The sequence below is a fragment of the Pseudarthrobacter sp. LT1 genome (assembly GCF_035621795.1).
Lineage (GTDB): Bacteria > Actinomycetota > Actinomycetes > Actinomycetales > Micrococcaceae > Arthrobacter.
Map to the genome: position 1 here is coordinate 2422325 of NZ_CP141830.1, position 17108 is coordinate 2439432.

A 17108-nucleotide genomic window follows, 5' to 3' on the forward strand; every position below is an offset into this window, starting at 1 on the left:
AGGATCCGCCGGATCCACCGACGGAAGAAGGAGGGAAACCAATGGCAGGCCAGGAGCAGCAGCAGCCTCAGTCACGTGACAGCCAGGTCGACGAAGACATCCCCGAGGCACCCCCGGCACCGCCCGAGGCGCAGGCCTCGGCATCGACCGAAGGCGTGGACGACCTTCTCGACGAGATCGACGGTGTCCTGGAATCCAACGCCGAGGAATTCGTCCGGGCATTCGTCCAAAAGGGCGGCCAATAACCCGGACGGCTGGGTGGCGGAAGCCGCGGACGGCCGGGATCTGTACCGACGTTGAAGTACCACGTTCAAGGAGTGATGAGTGCAGGAATCAACCGCCAACCAGGTAGCCGCCAACGCCACCTCGTCCTTTACCGAGCACCTGCAGCGGGACCGGCCTGAGCTACTGCCTTTCAGCCGGTCCCTCCAGGGTGGTGCGTCGGTGGCTGCCCCGGTCCAGGTTCCCCATGCCACCACCATCGTTGCCATGAGCTACGGCGGCGGTGTCCTGATGGCGGGCGACCGGCGGGCAACCATGGGGAACGTCATTGCCAGTAGGCACATCGAGAAGGTCTTCCCGGCTGACCACTTCTCTGTCCTTGGCATTGCCGGAACCGCCGGCATCGCAATTGACCTGACCCGGCTTTTCCAGGTTGAACTTGAGCACTACGAAAAGATAGAAGGAACCCAGCTCAGCCTTGAAGGCAAGGCCAACCGGCTGGGTGCCATGATCAGGGGCAACCTTCCCTTGGCCCTGCAGGGCCTTGCAGTGGTGCCCCTGTTCGCCGGTTTCGACACCAGCGCAGGCGTTGGCCGGCTGTTTTCCTATGACGTCACCGGCGGCAGGTACGAGGAACACGAACACCACACCGTCGGCTCCGGATCCGTCTTCGCACGCGGTGCACTCAAGAAGCTTTGGCGGCCCAACCTCACGGCCGAGCAGGCCCTTTCCGTTGCGGTCGAATCGCTGTACGACGCTGCCGACGACGACTCCGCCACGGGCGGCCCCGACACGGTCCGGCAGTTGTGGCCGGTGGTCTACACGGTGGACAGGACAGGGGCCCGGCGGGTGCCCGAGCCGGAACTCGCGGCTGCGTCGCGCGGCGTAATCGAAGCACGCACCATCGCCGGACGGGAGGCCTGAGATGACCCAGCAGTTTTATGTCTCACCCGAACAACTGATGAAGGACCGCGCGGATTTCGCGCGGAAAGGCATCGCCCGCGGCCGCTCAGTGGTTGTCATCAGCTGCGCCGACGGCATCGCCCTCGTAGCCGAGAACCCTTCGCCGTCCCTGCACAAGATCGGCGAGATCTACGACAAGATCGCGTTCGCCGCCGTCGGCAAGTACAACGAATTCGAGAGCCTCCGCCAGGCCGGCGTCCGCTACGCCGACGTCCGCGGATACTCGTACGACCGCGAGGACGTGACCGCCCGCGGCCTGGCCAGTGTGTACGCCCAAAGCCTGGGGGCCGTCTTCACCGCCGAGCAGAAGCCCTTCGAAGTGGAACTCGCGGTTGCCGAAGTAGGTTCCTCGCAGGCCGAAGACCACCTCTACCGGCTGACGTTCGACGGCTCGATCGCAGACGAGCACAGCTTTGTCGTCATGGGTGGACAGGCTGAGAAAGTGTCATCGGCCATCGACGCAGGATGGCAGGCCTCGCTGGGCTTCGCCGACGCTGTCCGGCTGGCACTCAAGGGACTGACGCCCGTCCAGGAGGGCGAGCAGCCCGCGGCGCCGTTGCCGCCAGGTGCCTTGGAAGTGGCCGTCCTGGACCGGCTTTCCGAAAGCTCCCGCGGCACCCGGCGTGCCTTCCGCAGGCTGAACGACGCGGACATCACAGCACTGCTGGCCTAGGAGGACCACATGGACAAGAGAATCTTCGGCATCGAAACCGAGTTTGGGATCTCCTACTCGAGCCCGGACTCGAGGCCTCTTGCCCCGGAGGAGGTGGCGCGGTACCTGTTCCGGAAGGTGGTCAGCTGGGGGCGTTCCTCCAATGTGTTCCTCACCAACGGTTCCCGGCTGTACCTCGACGTCGGCTCCCACCCCGAGTACGCCACGGCGGAGTGCGACGACCTTGCGCAGCTGATCGCCCACGACCGTGCCGGCGAACTCATCCTTGACGATCTGGTGGACGAGGCCCAGGCGCGCCTTGCCGCTGAAGGCTTCAACGGCACCGTGTACCTGTTCAAGAACAACACCGATTCCGCGGGCAACTCGTACGGCAGCCATGAGAACTACTTGATTCCGCGCCGCGGGGAATTTTCCCGCCTGGCCGAAATCCTGATTCCGTTCCTGGTCACCCGGCAACTCATCGCCGGGGCAGGAAAAATCCTGAAGACGCCCCACGGCGCCACCTATGCCTTTTCCCAGCGGGCCGACCACATCTGGGAAGGCGTCTCTTCCGCCACCACCCGTTCCCGGCCCATCATCAACACCCGGGACGAGCCGCATGCCGACGCCGAGTTCTACCGGCGGCTGCATGTCATCGTGGGGGACTCGAACATGTCCGAGGCCACTGCGCTGATGAAGGTCGGCACCGTGGACCTGGTCCTCCGGATGATCGAGGCCGGGGTGATCATGCGGGACATGCGGATGGAAAACCCCATCCGCAGCATCCGGGAAATCTCCCATGACCTCAGCGGCCGCGCGCTGGTCCGCCTGGCCAACGGACGGCAGCTCACCGCACTTGAAATCCAGCAGGAATACCTGACCAAGGTGACCGCCTTCGTCAAGGAGCATGGCGCCCACAACCCGCACGTTTCCGTGATCCTGGATCTGTGGGAACGTACGCTCCATGCGATCGAATCCGGCGATACCCGGGGGATCGACACTGAAATCGACTGGGCCATTAAGAAGAAACTGATGGACAACTACCGCGAACGCCACGGCCTGGGCCTGGAGGCACCGCGGATCGCCCAGCTTGATCTGACCTACCACGACATTTCGCGCAGCCGGGGGCTTTTCTATCTCCTGCAGTCCCGGGGTGCGGTGCGCCGGATTGTCGACGACACCGTTATCAAGGGTGCGGTGGACGCGCCGCCACAGACCACCCGCGCCAAACTGCGCGGTGACTTTGTCCGGCGGGCGCAGGAACTGGGGCGGGACTACACCGTGGACTGGGTACACCTGAAACTCAACGACCGCGCCCACCAGACAATACTGTGCAAGGACCCCTTCCGCAGCGTCGACGAGCGGGTGGATGCGCTGCTGGACTCTATGGGCTGACGTCCAGCTTCAGGGTCTATTCTGGATAAGGTCCCTTTTAAGGGGGCCTTCCACGGCACTGTCCGCCGCCTGGCGGAAAGCCGTCTCCACCCTGCCCCGACGAAAGTTTTACTACGTGCGCCGACTACTAGCAATCCTCCTTCCCGGCCTGCTGCTCCTGACCGCCTGCGGAGGTACAGCCCCGCAGCCCGAGCCGAGCAGCCAGTCCGCCGGGGAGACTGCAAAGTTCGACTCCCTCAAGCTGACCGACAACGGGGACAAGAAGGCCCCGGGTGTGGATTTTGACAAGCCCCTGGCCGTTTCCCAGCCGACCATCAAAGTGGTCTCCGAAGGCAGCGGCGACGCCGTCAAGGCAAATCAGGTAGCCAAGATCTCCATCCTGGCCCTGAACGGTACGGACGGTTCCCAGCTGGAGGATACCTTCCCCAATGAGCCTGAAAGCCTTGAGCTGAACGATGAGCTCAAAACCGGCAGCGCCGTCATCTACAACGCTTTCGTGGGCGCCAAAGTAGGATCCAGCCTGGCCTTGGCCGTCCCCGGCCAGCAGAGCGGACCTTCGGCAAGCCCCAGCCCCTCCGACGGGGCCAGCCCCAGCCCCAGTGCCGCAGCTGCACCCACGCAGCTGCTGATCATCAAGCTACTTTCCGCCTCGGACCCCACTCCCGTCCTGGACAAGCCGCAGGGCGACGCTGTGACGCCGCCGGCCGGCCTGCCGACCGTGACGGAAAAAGACGGCGTACCTGAAATCAACGTTGCAGGTGCGCCCGCCCCCACGGCACTCGTGTCGCAGGACCTGATCAAGGGCACGGGCGCCACCGTCAAGGAATCCGACACGCTGACTGTGAACTACGTTGGCGTCAACCTCTCCGACGGCACCAAGTTCGATTCCAGCTTCGACCGCGGCCAGCCCGCCACCTTCCCACTCTCGGGCGTCATCAAGGGCTGGACCCAGGGCCTCGCGGGTAAGACCGTGGGCTCCCGCGTCCTGCTGGTCATCCCCAAGGACCTGGCCTACGGAGACGCCGGCCAGGGCCAGGCGAAGGGCGACCTGGTCTTCGTAGTGGACATCCTCGGGGTCAAGTAGCAAGACTTACAGGGACACCGCGTTCTTCGCGGCACCCATCACCACTCACTCATTAGGAGCAAGCATGTCGTTTGGACAGCGGGAATTCGACCGCCAGAAGCCCGAGATCGACTTCCCGGAAGGCGACGTCCCCACGGAACTCGTCATCACGGACCTCATCGAGGGTGACGGCAAGGAAGCCAAGGCAGGGGACACCGTCTCCACCCACTACGTCGGCGTCGCCTGGTCCACAGGCGAAGAATTCGACGCCTCCTGGGGCCGCGGCGCACCGCTGGACTTCCGGGTCGGCGTCGGCCAGGTCATCCAGGGCTGGGACCAGGGCCTCCTGGGCATGAAGGTCGGCGGCCGCCGCCGCCTGGAGATTCCCTCCGAGCTGGCCTACGGCTCGCGCGGTGCCGGCGGAGCCATTGCCCCCAACGAGGCACTGATCTTCGTCGTGGACCTCGTCGCCGTCCGCTGACGACGTCCGGGGACACAATTCAGGTACGCAGTCCCCAAATCAACGCAGTACCCAGGTAGTGCAACTGGAAGCGCGGCAGCACGGAGGATACTTCTCCCGTGCTGCCGCGCTTTCTGCTTTCACCCGGGGAGTTTAGTAACGTAACCAAGGTGTCCGTATCCCGCACTGAACGACTCCTCAACCTGCTCATTGCCTTGCTGAACACCCGCTACGGGTTGCGCCGCAGCGAGCTGCGCGAGAAGGTCTACCACGACACCTCCGGCAATGACGTCGCCTTCGGGCGGATGTTCGAGCGGGACAAGAACGACCTGAGGGCCATGGGGTTCGAGGTGGAAACCCTGACGGACCTGGGCTGGAGCGAGGATGACCCCGCCACCACCAGGTACCGCATCGGCAAGGAGTCCAGCCGCCTCCCGGACGTCCAGCTGGGGCCGGAAGAGTGGACGGTCCTCCTGCTCGCTTCCCAACTTTGGGAGCGCGCCGCATTGGGGACAGCTGCCCAAAGCGCACTCCGCAAACTCCAGGCATCGGGAAGGCTGGCCGAGGTGGGACTCCCGGCAGGCGTCCAGCCACGGATCAAACCGGCCGGCCAGGCCTTCGACGACATCGTTGCAGCCATGCATGCCCGCCATCCCGTGACTTTCACATACCTGGCCGGAAGCACCGGCAAGGAGGAGGAACGGTCTGTAGAGCCTTGGGGGTTGGGCAGCCGGTTCGGCCAGTGGTACCTCATGGGCTACGACCGGGGCCGAAACGCAGCCAGGCACTTCCGCCTGTCGCGCTTCACGAGCGCCGTGACAACCCTCAGCAGGGAGCAGTACGTCCCGCCCGCCAACTTCAGCATCCGCGCTGAATTGGACCGGTTGCCTGAACTGCCGCTGCGCACCGCCGTCGTGGACGTCAGGCAGGGGCGCCTGCTGGCGCTGCGCAGCCGGGCCGTTGAAGGCGGGCACCACCAGGCGCCCGGCCGGCCTGCCGACGGCGACGAGCGGGTGGTCGTGGAATACCGTGATCCGGAGGTCCTCGCCGAAGAGTTGGCCAGCTATGGACCCGATGCCCTGGCAGTGGAGCCCGCGGAGCTGGTGGGAGCAGTGCGGCGCCGGCTGCAGGCCGCTGCCCGCTTCAGCGCTTCGCCCGTCCCCGTCTACTCGTTCCCTGATGCCCGGGCGCGGACGGCCCGGAAGGGAACCTCGGAGGACCAGCTCAAGCGCATGCTGCAGTTGGTCCCGTTCCTGGTCCATAACCAGGGCCTGCACATCCAGGACGTCGCAAGGCACTTTGGCGTCACCCGGGACGAGCTGGAGGCAGACCTCCGGATCCTCATTTGCTCCGGATTGCCCGAGGGGTATCCGGATGACCTGCTCGATATCCAGTGGGAGGATGACCACGTCTTCATCACCCAGGACCTTGACCTGAAGAAGCCGGTCCGGTTTACGGTGGCGGAGGCTTGTGCCCTGCTGACCGGACTTGAGACGCTCAATGGGCTGCCGGACCTTCCGGGCGGCGGCGCCCTGGAATCGGTCACGTTGAAGCTGCTGGCCGCGGCGGGGGAGGAAGGACTCCGTGCTGCCTCCATCGCCGGGCCGCAGGTGGCTCCCGCGGACGCCGCGACCCACGCCACGGTCCGCCAGGCCATCGGGACCGGCGCGCAACTCCGCCTGACCTACCTCTCACCCCAGCGTGACGCGGTCACCGAGCGCGACGTAGACCCGCTCCGGCTGTACTCCCTGGACAACACCTGGTACTTCGAAGCCTGGTGCCATCTGGTGGACGGGCTCCGGAATTTCCGGCTGGACCGGGTCCAGGACGTGCGGCCCAACGGCCGGGCCGCCACGGTGCACGGGCCGCCCGAAGGCGGGGTTCCCGCCAAACTTTTCACTGCGAACGACGACGACACAACAGTCACTGTCCAGCTCACCCGGCAGGGGAGGGGGCTGGCGGATGACTATTACGCGGAGCGCACCGCAGAGTTGCCCGACGGCGGGCTGGTGGCCCAGCTCAGGTTCGGCAACACCGCGTGGCTGCCGATGTTCGTGGCCCAGCACGGCGGTTCGGCCCGGATCCTGGCTCCTGCCGGGCTCGCTGACGCCGCGCGGGACTGGCTTGCGGCATCGCTGGACAGGTACGCCGGATAGACTTCTCAGCATGCCTTGGTGGTCCTGGATTCTCATATGGGTGGCGCTCGTTGCAGTGTCCCTGCTGTTCTATGTCCTGCTGGGCATCCGTCTCTTCCGCCAGTTCATGGCGACCGTCAAGGACCTCAGTGCTGCCGGTGAAAAGCTGGGGCACTTGAATCCCGTCGAAGCGCAGGAATCCGCGGACCAGGAACGGCCGCTTCCGGGTTCCGCCGTTTTTGCCTCACCCGCCGTGATGCGACATGATTACGAGGCATCCAAATCGGCCCGGCGCGAAGACCGCCGCCGCCGGCGAGTGCAGCGCAAAAAGGACCGGGGCCAGCCGCAGGCGCTCGGAGATCTCGACTTCACATAGAAGTAGGATGTATTTAGAGGAAAGGATTTCCCGTGGGAAGACTCTTTGATGGCCCCTGGCCGATCGTAATCATTATCGTCGTTGCTTTGCTTCTCTTCGCCGCCCCCAAGCTTCCGGCCATGGCCCGCAGCCTGGGACAGTCAATGCGGATCATCAAGTCCGAGGTCAAGGAAATGAAGAACGACGGCAAAGCCGAGTCCACCGAGGCCACCGGCCCGGTGGAAGGCACCATCGTGAACCACCCCAAGGCGAAGCCCGGTGAGCCGACAGACGGCACTGACGTTCCGCCGTCGACCCGCGCCTGACCTCCCGTGGCACTGTCGCGGGCCCGTAAAGCCAATCCCGAGGGGCGGATGTCCCTTTGGGAGCACCTCAAGGAGCTGAAGAACCGGCTGATCAAGTCGGCCATCGGCGTCGTCATCGGCGGTATTGGGGGCTGGATACTTTACGATCCGCTGTTGAAGGCACTGGCTGAACCGGTAAACCGGATTTCGAGTGAGACCGGAGGCCTTGCGGCCATCAACTTCGGAACCATCGCGTCGCCTTTTGACTTCAAGCTGCAGATGTCGCTCCTCATCGGGGCGGTCATCTCCAGTCCCATCTGGATCTACCAGCTCTGGGCGTTCATCACGCCCGGGCTGACGTCCAAGGAACGCCGCTACACCCTGGGCTACATGGCCGCTGCCATCCCCCTGTTCCTTGCCGGAATCTGGGTGGGGTGGCTGGTGGTGCCCCAGGTGGTCCACGCCTTGACCCAGTTCACTCCGGAGGGGTCCTCCAGCGTCATCGACGCCCGGACCTACATTGAATTCGTCACCCGCATGGTGCTGATGCTGGGCCTGGCCTTCCTGGTCCCCGTGGTACTGGTCGGCATCAACATGGCGGGCATCGTTTCGGGCCGCACCATCCTGAAGGCCTGGCGCATCACCGTCTTCCTGGTGTTTGTCCTGGCAGCAATCGCAGCGCCGGGTGCTGATGCCATTTCGATGTTCATGCTGGCCGGACCGCTGTTGGCGCTCTTCTTTGCAGCGATTGGCATTTGCATCATGAACGACAAACGCCGCGAACGCCGGCAGGCCCGGCAGGTCGAAGAGACCGAGGCCACAGCCGATATCGCCACCCCCGGCAGTGAACTCAAGAAGCTGTAGCGTGCCGCTAGGCTTGGGGTATGTCCTCCACCACCGGACCCTTCTCCACCGGCCCCGTCGATCCTGAAGAACTTTCTCCAGCCGAGAGATACCGTGCCAGCGCCGAGCGCCGGGCAGAGGCGGCCACGTATCTTGGGTCTTTTATCCGGACCCTCGAGTTCGAACTTGACGACTTTCAACGGCAGGCGTGCCGTTCGCTTCAGGAAGGCAGGGGAGTCCTGGTGGCGGCCCCGACCGGAGCCGGGAAGACCATCGTGGGGGAGTTCGCCATCTACCTCGCCCTGCAGCGGGGCCTGAAGGCCTTTTACACCACCCCCATCAAAGCCCTCAGCAACCAGAAATTCACTGAACTCAGCGAAAAGTACGGTGCAGAGAATGTGGGCCTCCTGACCGGCGACACCAGCATCAACGGCGACGCGCAGGTGGTGGTGATGACCACCGAAGTCCTACGGAACATGCTGTACGCGGATTCTGCCACGTTGGAGGACCTCGGCTACGTCGTCATGGACGAGGTCCACTACCTCGCCGACCGGTTCCGCGGGGCAGTGTGGGAGGAAGTCATCATCCACCTGCCCAGCGAGGTCCAGGTCGCCTCGCTCAGTGCAACCGTCTCCAACGCCGAGGAGTTCGGCGCCTGGCTGGACACCGTCCGCGGGGACACGGACATCATCGTCTCCGAGCACCGGCCGGTGCCGCTGTGGCAGCACGTCATGGTGGGCCGGCAGATCATGGACCTGTTCGCCGGAGAGACCACCTTCGACGAGATCGCCCCGCCCGTCGAGGAAGAGGGCCGGCAGCCTGCCGCGACCGGCAAATCCGTTGACACCGCCAAGGGCCGCGGCTTCGACGTCAACCCGGACCTCCTCACTGTTGCCCGCAGCGAAAGCCAGCAGAGCTTCCGCAGCCGCCCCGGCGCCGGACGCCGCGGCCAGCGTGGCCGCAACGGTTATGACCGCCCGGGCAGGAGCGAACAAACGGGGGTCCGCCCCGCCAGCCGTCCGCAGGTGATCGCCAGCCTGGACCGGATGGACCTGTTGCCTGCCATCACCTTCATCTTCTCCCGTGCCGGCTGTGAAGCGGCCGTGGCGCAGTGCGTTGGTTCGGGCCTGTGGCTCACCACGGAAAAGGAGCAGCGGATCATCGCCCAGCGGGTGGACGAGGCCGGGCAGGACATCCCGCCGGACGACCTCGACGTCCTGGGTTTTTGGACGTGGCGGGACGGCCTGCTCCGGGGTTTCGCAGCCCACCATGCCGGCATGCTGCCCACCTTCAAGGAAGTGGTGGAAAAACTCTTCGCCGACGGCCTGGTCAAGGCGGTTTTCGCCACGGAGACCCTCGCCCTGGGTGTCAACATGCCCGCCCGCTCAGTTGTCCTGGAAAAGCTGGACAAGTTCAACGGAGAAGCCCACGTGGACATCACCGCGGGCGAATACACCCAGCTCACCGGCCGCGCCGGGCGGCGCGGCATCGACGTCGAGGGCCACGCCGTAGTGCTGTGGCAGCCGGGGACTGACCCGACGGCGGTGGCAGGCCTGGCGTCGCGGCGGACCTATCCGCTGAACTCCAGTTTCCGGCCCACCTACAACATGAGCATCAACCTCCTGGCACAGTTTGGGCGTGCCAGGGCCCGGGAAATCCTGGAATCGTCCTTTGCCCAGTTCCAGGCCGACCGCTCGGTGGTTGGCCTGGCCAGGCAGGTGCGTAGACGTGAGGAGTCCCTTGCGGGTTACGCCAAGTCCATGACCTGCCACCTTGGCGACTTCACGGAGTATGCCCGGCTGCGCAGGGAGCTTTCCGATGCCGAGAGTGCCACCTCCCGGACCAAGTCCCGGGTTCAGAAGTCACTCAGTGACGACTCCCTGGCCCGCCTCCTGCCCGGGGACGTGGTCAACGTTCCCGGCGGGCGTGCCCCGGGGCCCGCCGTCGTCCTCAGCTCTGACCACAGCAGCCGCGAACCCCGGCCTGCCGTACTGACCCTGGACAACCAGCTGCGCCGGATAGGAACCGACGACCTGGAAGGACCCATCGCTCCGGTTACCCGCATCCGCATTCCCAAATCCTTCAACGCCAAGGTGCCCAAGTCCCGACGGGACCTTGCCTCCAGCGCACGGAACGCCCTGCGCGAGAACCGGCCGCCTGCTCCCGGGCAGAACCGCAACCACGATTTCGGCCGCGGAGCTGCCTTTCCCAACCAGGAGCGGCGCATCGCCGAACTGCGCCGGGCCCTCAAGGCACACCCCTGCCACGGGTGCAGCGAACGCGAAGACCATGCCCGGTGGTCGGAGCGGTGGTGGAAGCTGCGGCGTGAAACGGATGGCCTGGTCCGCCAGATCCAGGGCCGCACCAACACGATCGCCAAAACCTTCGACCGCGTGTGCGACGTCCTGTCCGCCTACGGATACCTGGAGGACACCGGCGACGGCCGCCTGAACATCAGCCCGGACGGCCAGCGGCTGCGCCGGATTTACGGCGAGAAGGACTTGCTGATCTCACAGTCCCTGCGGCTGGGCGCGTTCGATGACCTGGACGCCGCCGAAGTTGCTGCCCTGGCCAGTGTGCTGGTCTACCAGGCCAAACGCGAAGACCGGGGCCTGCGGCCGCGCATGCCCAGCGTCTCCCTGGAGAGTTCCGTAGACATCGTGGTCAAGGAATGGTCCGTCCTTGAGGACGTGGAGGAGGAGAACAAGCTTCCGCTGACCGGCGAACCTGAACTGGGACTTGTCTGGCCGCTGTACAAGTGGGCCCGCGGACGCCACCTCCAGGACGTCCTGAGCGGCACCGACCTTGCCGCCGGTGACTTTGTCCGCTGGGTCAAGCAGGTGGTGGACCTGCTGGACCAGCTTGCCAAGATCCCTGGCCTTGATCCGCGCCTGGCAAGGCTCTGCGCCGAAGCGATCAACCTCATCCGCCGCGGAGTCGTGGCCTACTCGTCCGTCCTCTAGTCCCACCTCAACCCTTGCCGGCTGCAACCGGCGTGCCCTATCCCAGGAGTCCTGCCTTTATGCCCCGCCCTGATGCCGCACCCCGCAACGCCGACCGTCCCGTCCCGGTGCTGTACCGCAATGGATCCGTCTATACCGCGGCGGACCCGTTCGCCACGGCAATGCTTGTGGATGGGGACACTGTTGCATGGGTTGGATCGGAGCAGGCGGCCTCGTCAATTGCCGACAGTTCCATGGAAGTCATCAACCTCCGCGGCGCCCTGGTTGCGCCGGGCTTCGTTGACTCGCACGTGCACCTGACCGAAACCGGGATCGCCCTGGAGTCGCTCCAGCTTGGGACGCTCAAGTCGGCCCGGGAAGTGCTGTACGCAGTCGCCGGGGCCACCGGGAACGGACCGGTACTCGGCCACGGCTGGGACGAAACCACCTGGGCGGACCCCGCCCTGCCCAGTGCAGAAGAACTCGACCGGGCCGCTGGAGGCAGGCCGGTCTATCTCTCCCGGGTGGACGTGCACTCGGCGCTGGTGTCAACGTCCCTGGCACAGTCCGCGGACCTTCAGAACCGGGACGGGTACGACGGCGGCGCCAGGGTGACGCGGGCCGCCCACGAGGCAGCACGGCTGGCGACCCGACAGTTGCCGCAGGATGAGCTGAAGCGGCTCCAGGCCCGGGCCCTGGCGGAAGCGGCCGCCAACGGCTACGTCGCCCTGGCCGAAATGGGCGCACCGCATATCGGCGGCGCCGATGACCTGCGGCTCGCGGCAGCATGGAACGCCGCCGGAACCGGGGAGCCCCGTTTTCCCGAAGTCATGCCGTACTGGGGCGGGCTGGTGTCGTCCGAGGAGCAGGCCCGCGCGCTGGTGGCAGAGCTGGGGGCGGGAGTCCGCGGCCTTGCAGGAGACCTGAACATCGACGGTTCCCTGGGCTCGCACACCGCCGCCCTGCGCGCCGGTTACAGTGATGCCGGCCAGGAGCGCGGCACCTTGTACTTGAGCGCGGACCAGGCAGCAGCCCACCTTGCCGCCTGCTCCCTTGCCGGGATCCAGGGCGGGTTCCACGTGATTGGTGACGCCGGACTGGATGCTGCGCTGGAAGCGCTGGACCTTGCCGCCAGGGAAGTGGGGGAGCAGCGGGTGCGCGCCGCAGGCCACCGGTTTGAGCATGTGGAGATGGCCGATGCCGAAGCCGTGGCCAGGTTGGCGAACTACTCCGTGACCGTCAGCGCCCAGCCCTCCTTCGACGCTGCCTGGGGCGGCCCCGGTGGCCTCTACGAGCAGCGGCTGGGGAGCCGAAGCCGGTCGATGAATCCGTTCGCCGCGTTCTACTCGGCCGGAGTTCCCGTCTGCTTCGGCAGCGACAGCCCCGTCACGCTCCTGCGTCCCTGGTCGAGCGTGCGCGCCTGCGTGGAACACCACAACCCCGACCAGCGTATTTCCGCGCGGGCAGCCTTCCTGGGCCACACCCGGGCCGGCTGGCGGGCCGCGCGGCACCCGAACCCCATGGCCGGGCAACTGGTGCCCGGGGCTCCCGCGAGTTTTGCCGTGTGGGAGGTTGAGGAGCTGATGGTCCAGGTGGCTGACGGGCGGGTTCAGTCCTGGAGCACCGATCCGCGCGCCAGGACCCCCTTGCTGCCCGCACTGGACACCGGCTCAGACCCGGTATGCCTGCAAACCGTAAAAGACGGTGCCGAACTGTTCGCCAGCCCGGCCCTGCGTTCCTGACCCGGGAATCCTCCGCCCTATAATGGGGAGTTGCGCCTGCGGCCGGCATGCCCGGCACCAGGTGCACCGACCACTTCCACCAGGAAAGGCCCTCTGTGCGCGTCCTTACGATCATTCCCACCTACAACGAACTGGAATCGTTGCCCAAGACGCTCCAGCGCCTGCGGAAGGCCGTTCCGGCGTCGGACGTGCTGGTCGTCGATGACAACAGCCCTGACGGCACCGGCCAACTTGCCGACGGCTTCGCTGCCGAGGACTCCCAGGTCCACGTCCTGCACCGCAAGGGCAAGGAAGGCCTGGGCGCTGCCTACATCGCCGGTTTCAAGTGGGGCCTGGATGCCGGCTACGACGTCCTGGTGGAAATGGATGCAGACGGTTCCCACCAGCCGGAACAGCTTCCCCAACTGCTTGAAGCCGTGGAACAGGGCGCAGACCTGGCCATGGGCTCGCGCTGGGTCCCCGGCGGCAGCGTGGTCAACTGGCCGCTGTACCGCCAGGCGATCTCCCGGGTGGGCAGCACCTACGCCCGGTTGATGCTGGGCCTGCCGATCCGGGACGTGACCGGCGGATACCGCGCGTTCCGCAGGACCACCCTGGAAAAGCTCAATCTGGACCAGGTGGATTCTGTTGGCTACGGCTTCCAGGTGGACCTCGCCTGGCGCGTTGCCAAACTGGGCCTGCGCATCGAGGAACGCCCCATAACTTTCGTCGAACGGGAACTCGGCGCATCCAAGATGAGCGGCAACATCGTGGTCGAAGCCATGATCAACGTCACCAAATGGGGCCTGGCCGCGCGCTGGAACACGCTGGCCGGAAAGCTGAAGAACAAGCAGGCATAGCCTGCGGGTACTGCCGCTGACGATGTCCGGGCGGTACCAAAAAATGGGGGCGGCCCCGCACCAAGGTGCGGGGCCGCCCCCATTTTTTGCGGCTGGCCTTATGCCGAGCGGCGCTCTCCGCGGCGTTCGCGCAGGATGGTCAGGCGGTCCTCGAGGATCTGTTCGAGTTCAGGCAGGGAGCGACGTTCCAGCAGCATGTCCCAGTGGGTGCGGACTGCCTTGTCGTTGCTGGTGTCCGGCTTCTCGCCGTCAACCAGGAGCGCTTCCTTACCGGTCTTGGAGACCCACACCGGAGGAATTTCCGCCTCGGAGGAGAACGTGACGAAGACCTGCTCGCCATCCGCACAACGGTATTCGACCCGCTGGCGCGGAGCCGGCTCAACTCCGGACTCGGTCTCCATGCTCTGCGCACCAAGGCGCATGCCCCGCAGGCTGCGATCGCTCATGTTTTCTCCCTCTGGTCGGTTCGCGGATGAAATCTCCGCGCTAGCCGGTGGCGCCTTGGCACCGCCGGACTACTTTGTGCACTGTGCTGCATCATAGGATTCAACGCATTGCGAAGCTTGGTTGTTCCAGCTGGTAGTCTCCTGCCGGACAAATACCCAATTATACGTTGGTTATCACTGTTGGAACAAAACGGGGAGGGTTTGGCGTCGACCGCCAAGCCCTCCCCGTTTTCCCGTTCAGCTTATGGCTGGGCGCGTTCGGTGGGTGCGTCCTGGAAGAGCGGCCCGCCGGCTGTGCCTTCAGCGTTGGTGCCTCCGAGGGCGTTGCCAATGCCCTTCAGGGCTTCCCCGACTTCGCTCGGGATGATCCACAGCTTGTTGGCGGAGCCTTCGGCGAGCTTGGGCAGCGTCTGCAGGTACTGGTAGGCCAGCAGTTTCTGGTCCGGGTTTCCCTTGTGGATGGCGTCGAACACCTTCTGGATGGCCTGCGACTCGCCGTCCGCGCGAAGGATGGCAGCCTTGGCTTCGCCCTCTGCGGCCAGGATGGACGCCTGGCGCTGGCCCTCGGCGGTGAGGATGGCCGACTGCTTGGTCCCTTCGGCCGTGAGGATTGCTGCGCGCCGGTCGCGTTCGGCACGCATCTGCTTCTCCATGGAATCCTGGATGGAGTGGGGCGGATCGATGGCCTTCAGTTCCACCCGTGAAACGCGGATGCCCCAACGGCCTGTGGCCTCATCCAGGACGCCGCGCAGCTGTCCATTGATCTGGTCCCGCGACGTGAGGGCTTCCTCCAGGTTGAGGCCACCCACCACGTTGCGCAGGGTGGTGGTGGTGAGCTGTTCCACGGCCTGGATGTAGTTGGCGATTTCATACGTGGCCGCCCGCGGGTCCGTCACCTGGAAGTAGACCACTGTATCGATGGACACCACCAGGTTGTCCTCGGTGATAACAGGCTGCGGCGGAAAGGACACCACTTGTTCACGCAGGTCCAGCAGCGGCAGGAGCCGGTCCACAAAAGGAATCAGGATTGTCAGGCCCGGATTGAGCGTCCGCTGGTACTTGCCGAGCCGTTCAACAACGCCGGCGCGGGCCTGCGGAATGATCCGGACGGACCGGACCAAAACTATGATGACAAAGACGATCAGAACCACCAGCACAATGGCCAGTGCGGTTCCGCCTGCGTTTTCCATACAACTCCTTGTTCCCCAATTGTCAGGCTGTATCAGGCCCGGTGGCCGCCGTGGGCGGTACCGAAACCACTGCTGTGGCGCCGTCAATGGCCGCTACGACCACCGTCTGGCCTGCGGGAAGCACTCCCGCAGCGGAGCGCGCACTCCATATATCGCCGCCGATTTTCACCAGGCCGCCGTCGGACGTCACGGCCTCCATCACCACAGCCGGCTCACCGATCAGCCGGTCCACGTTGGTCCGCTGCTCCGAGGGGCCCTTCTTCAGGTGGGACAGTGCCACGGGCCGGACAAAGGCCACCATGAGCAGCGACACGATGCAGAAGATGACTACCTGGAGCCAGGGTTCGGCGCCGGCGAAATCGGCTACCAGTGCGGCGAGCGATCCGCCGCCAAGCATGATGAAAAACAGGTCAAGGGTGATCATCTCGATCACTGCAAACGCCAGGAAAGCCGTGAGCCACAACGCCCACCAGTTTTCCCCAAGCCATTCGAACATTCCTGCTTCCCCCTTCGTCACGGGGGAGCCGCGTCCGCGGACCCGCCAGCAACTGTCTTTTCATCCTAGTCCGCGGACCTGGCCTGTGGGCCGGTTCACAGCGGGTGCCGGGGGATAGTGGCCAAGTCGTTACGGGGCACCGTGGGCAGCAGGCCGAAACACGGAAAGCCTGAATTTTGCGTCGGCTTCCACCGGTTCCGGGGAGTCCTCGAGGCGGGCGGCGATCTGGTCCCGGTCCAGGTGGTGGCCCGCCGGTCCCATGAACGCCAGGTCCGCGGCGGCCGCGCGGCCCAGCTTGAGCGGTATGTCCACGTCAAGGGTCTTTTCGGGCTCGAAGTGCCCGGCCATCGCCTCCGCCAGCCGCTCATCCTTGCCCTCTTCAATGCCAAGCATTCCGGTCACGGCCGCGATGCCCGCCAGGTGTCCGGGCCGCGGCGTCACCACTGCCAGCACGCCCTCCGGGCACAGGACCCGGGCGAACTCGGCGGGGTTCCGCGGTGCGAAGACCACGGTGACCGCGTCCACCGAGTTGTCCGCCACCGGCAGCGGCCGCCAGATGTCCCAGACCAGGTTCACGGCTTCCGGGTTGAGGCGGGCAGCCCGCCGGAGCGCGAATTTCGAGATGTCCAGGCCAATGGCGGACGCCTGCCGCCCCCCGGCAGCTGCAGCATCGAGGATCGCCCGCAGATAGTGTCCGGTCCCCGTTCCCGAGTCCAGCACCACCGCGCCTTCCGGCCGCAGGACGGGTACGACGGCGGAGGCCAGGGCCTGCTGCAGCGGCCCGTAGTGCCCGTTCCCCAGGAAGGCGTACCGTGACGCCACCATCGCGGCGCTGTCCGGTTCAAAGGGTGTGCCTTTGCCTACCAGCAGGTTGAAGTAGCCCTGGCGGGCGGCGTCGAAGCTGTGCCCGGACGGGCACACCAGGTGCGGCTGGCGCGTTGCCTCCGCTTCCAGGTACTCCAGCGGATGTGAGCAGACGGGGCACAGGAGGGGAAGGTCCGCGGAAGGCATGGGAACCAGTTTAGGGCGGGCCGGGCATTCAGCCCCGCCGGCCCTGCAT

General features: G+C 65.6%; 17 protein-coding genes. 13 read left to right on the top strand and 4 right to left on the bottom strand.

From position 1 onward, the window contains the following. Positions 1-41: 41 nt before the first annotated feature. The 13 genes from VIK36_RS11365 (at position 42) to VIK36_RS11425 (ending at position 13916) form a co-directional block, all read left to right on the top strand. Positions 42-245, top strand: a complete 204-nt coding sequence (locus VIK36_RS11365; protein ID WP_015937113.1) for a ubiquitin-like protein Pup — start codon at positions 42-44, stop codon at positions 243-245. A 79-nt stretch (positions 246-324) separates the two neighbouring features. Beyond that, on the top strand, positions 325-1146 hold the full coding sequence (prcB, locus tag VIK36_RS11370) for a proteasome subunit beta (protein WP_324641983.1): 822 nt from the start codon (positions 325-327) through the stop codon (positions 1144-1146). A gap of 1 nt (position 1147) precedes the next feature. Beyond that, positions 1148-1858 carry a proteasome subunit alpha gene (prcA, locus tag VIK36_RS11375; RefSeq protein ID WP_324641985.1) on the top strand — a complete coding sequence of 237 codons (711 nt, stop codon included), beginning with the start codon at positions 1148-1150 and terminating at the stop codon, positions 1856-1858. A gap of 9 nt (positions 1859-1867) precedes the next feature. Beyond that, entirely contained in the window at positions 1868-3232 is a 1365-nt protein-coding gene (pafA, locus tag VIK36_RS11380; RefSeq protein ID WP_324641986.1) for a Pup--protein ligase, read from the top strand. A gap of 115 nt (positions 3233-3347) precedes the next feature. Then, positions 3348-4316: an FKBP-type peptidyl-prolyl cis-trans isomerase gene (locus VIK36_RS11385; protein WP_324641987.1), complete on the top strand. Its 969-nt coding sequence runs from the start codon at positions 3348-3350 to the stop codon at positions 4314-4316. Positions 4317-4380: 64 nt separating this feature from the next. Beyond that, on the top strand, positions 4381-4776 hold the full coding sequence (locus tag VIK36_RS11390; RefSeq protein WP_159631980.1) for an FKBP-type peptidyl-prolyl cis-trans isomerase: 396 nt from the start codon (positions 4381-4383) through the stop codon (positions 4774-4776). Between the two features lie 149 nt (positions 4777-4925). Continuing rightward, positions 4926-6911, top strand: a complete 1986-nt coding sequence (locus VIK36_RS11395) for a helix-turn-helix transcriptional regulator (protein WP_324641988.1) — start codon at positions 4926-4928, stop codon at positions 6909-6911. A gap of 10 nt (positions 6912-6921) precedes the next feature. Then, positions 6922-7266, top strand: a complete 345-nt coding sequence (locus VIK36_RS11400; RefSeq protein WP_255172248.1) for a hypothetical protein — start codon at positions 6922-6924, stop codon at positions 7264-7266. Positions 7267-7298: 32 nt separating this feature from the next. Then, the gene (tatA, locus tag VIK36_RS11405; RefSeq protein ID WP_255172249.1) at positions 7299-7571 is read left to right on the top strand and encodes a Sec-independent protein translocase subunit TatA; all 273 of its coding nucleotides are present in this window, start codon (positions 7299-7301) and stop codon (positions 7569-7571) included. 48 nt (positions 7572-7619) lie between these two features. After that, positions 7620-8414, top strand: coding sequence for a twin-arginine translocase subunit TatC (tatC, locus tag VIK36_RS11410; RefSeq protein ID WP_224026104.1), 795 nt, complete (start codon positions 7620-7622; stop codon positions 8412-8414). A gap of 20 nt (positions 8415-8434) precedes the next feature. Beyond that, positions 8435-11356, top strand: a complete 2922-nt coding sequence (locus VIK36_RS11415; RefSeq protein ID WP_324641989.1) for a DEAD/DEAH box helicase — start codon at positions 8435-8437, stop codon at positions 11354-11356. A gap of 59 nt (positions 11357-11415) precedes the next feature. Further along, a complete protein-coding gene (locus VIK36_RS11420; RefSeq protein WP_324641990.1) occupies positions 11416-13077 on the top strand; it encodes an amidohydrolase in 1662 nt (553 codons plus the stop codon). Positions 13078-13172: 95 nt separating this feature from the next. Then, positions 13173-13916, top strand: a complete 744-nt coding sequence (locus VIK36_RS11425) for a polyprenol monophosphomannose synthase (RefSeq protein ID WP_159631973.1) — start codon at positions 13173-13175, stop codon at positions 13914-13916. 98 nt (positions 13917-14014) lie between these two features. Here the strand turns inward: VIK36_RS11425 and VIK36_RS11430 are convergent, their stop codons facing one another. The 4 genes from VIK36_RS11430 to VIK36_RS11445 form a co-directional block, all read right to left on the bottom strand. Next, positions 14015-14362, bottom strand: coding sequence for an RNA polymerase-binding protein RbpA (locus VIK36_RS11430; RefSeq protein ID WP_026266052.1), 348 nt, complete (start codon positions 14360-14362; stop codon positions 14015-14017). A gap of 242 nt (positions 14363-14604) precedes the next feature. Then, the gene (locus VIK36_RS11435; RefSeq protein WP_307490708.1) at positions 14605-15552 is read right to left on the bottom strand and encodes an SPFH domain-containing protein; all 948 of its coding nucleotides are present in this window, start codon (positions 15550-15552) and stop codon (positions 14605-14607) included. Between the two features lie 22 nt (positions 15553-15574). Next, entirely contained in the window at positions 15575-16048 is a 474-nt protein-coding gene (locus VIK36_RS11440; RefSeq protein WP_141160411.1) for an NfeD family protein, read from the bottom strand. 129 nt (positions 16049-16177) lie between these two features. After that, positions 16178-17059, bottom strand: a complete 882-nt coding sequence (locus VIK36_RS11445) for a putative RNA methyltransferase (RefSeq protein WP_324641992.1) — start codon at positions 17057-17059, stop codon at positions 16178-16180. Positions 17060-17108 lie beyond the last annotated feature (49 nt).

Bases quoted from the DNA above. Each gene is read 5' to 3' on its own strand.
- VIK36_RS11390 (WP_159631980.1), top strand. From the start codon at position 4,381: ATGTCGTTTGGACAGCGGGAATTCGACCGCCAGAAGCCCGAGATCGAC.
- VIK36_RS11420 (WP_324641990.1), top strand. From the start codon at position 11,416: ATGCCCCGCCCTGATGCCGCACCCCGCAACGCCGACCGTCCCGTCCCG.
- VIK36_RS11430 (WP_026266052.1), bottom strand. From the start codon at position 14,362: ATGAGCGATCGCAGCCTGCGGGGCATGCGCCTTGGTGCGCAGAGCATG.
- VIK36_RS11365 (WP_015937113.1), top strand. From the start codon at position 42: ATGGCAGGCCAGGAGCAGCAGCAGCCTCAGTCACGTGACAGCCAGGTC.
- VIK36_RS11400 (WP_255172248.1), top strand. From the start codon at position 6,922: ATGCCTTGGTGGTCCTGGATTCTCATATGGGTGGCGCTCGTTGCAGTG.
- VIK36_RS11415 (WP_324641989.1), top strand. From the start codon at position 8,435: ATGTCCTCCACCACCGGACCCTTCTCCACCGGCCCCGTCGATCCTGAA.
- VIK36_RS11440 (WP_141160411.1), bottom strand. From the start codon at position 16,048: ATGTTCGAATGGCTTGGGGAAAACTGGTGGGCGTTGTGGCTCACGGCT.
- VIK36_RS11435 (WP_307490708.1), bottom strand. From the start codon at position 15,552: ATGGAAAACGCAGGCGGAACCGCACTGGCCATTGTGCTGGTGGTTCTG.
- VIK36_RS11445 (WP_324641992.1), bottom strand. From the start codon at position 17,059: ATGCCTTCCGCGGACCTTCCCCTCCTGTGCCCCGTCTGCTCACATCCG.
- prcA (WP_324641985.1), top strand. From the start codon at position 1,148: ATGACCCAGCAGTTTTATGTCTCACCCGAACAACTGATGAAGGACCGC.
- tatC (WP_224026104.1), top strand. From the start codon at position 7,620: ATGTCCCTTTGGGAGCACCTCAAGGAGCTGAAGAACCGGCTGATCAAG.
- pafA (WP_324641986.1), top strand. From the start codon at position 1,868: ATGGACAAGAGAATCTTCGGCATCGAAACCGAGTTTGGGATCTCCTAC.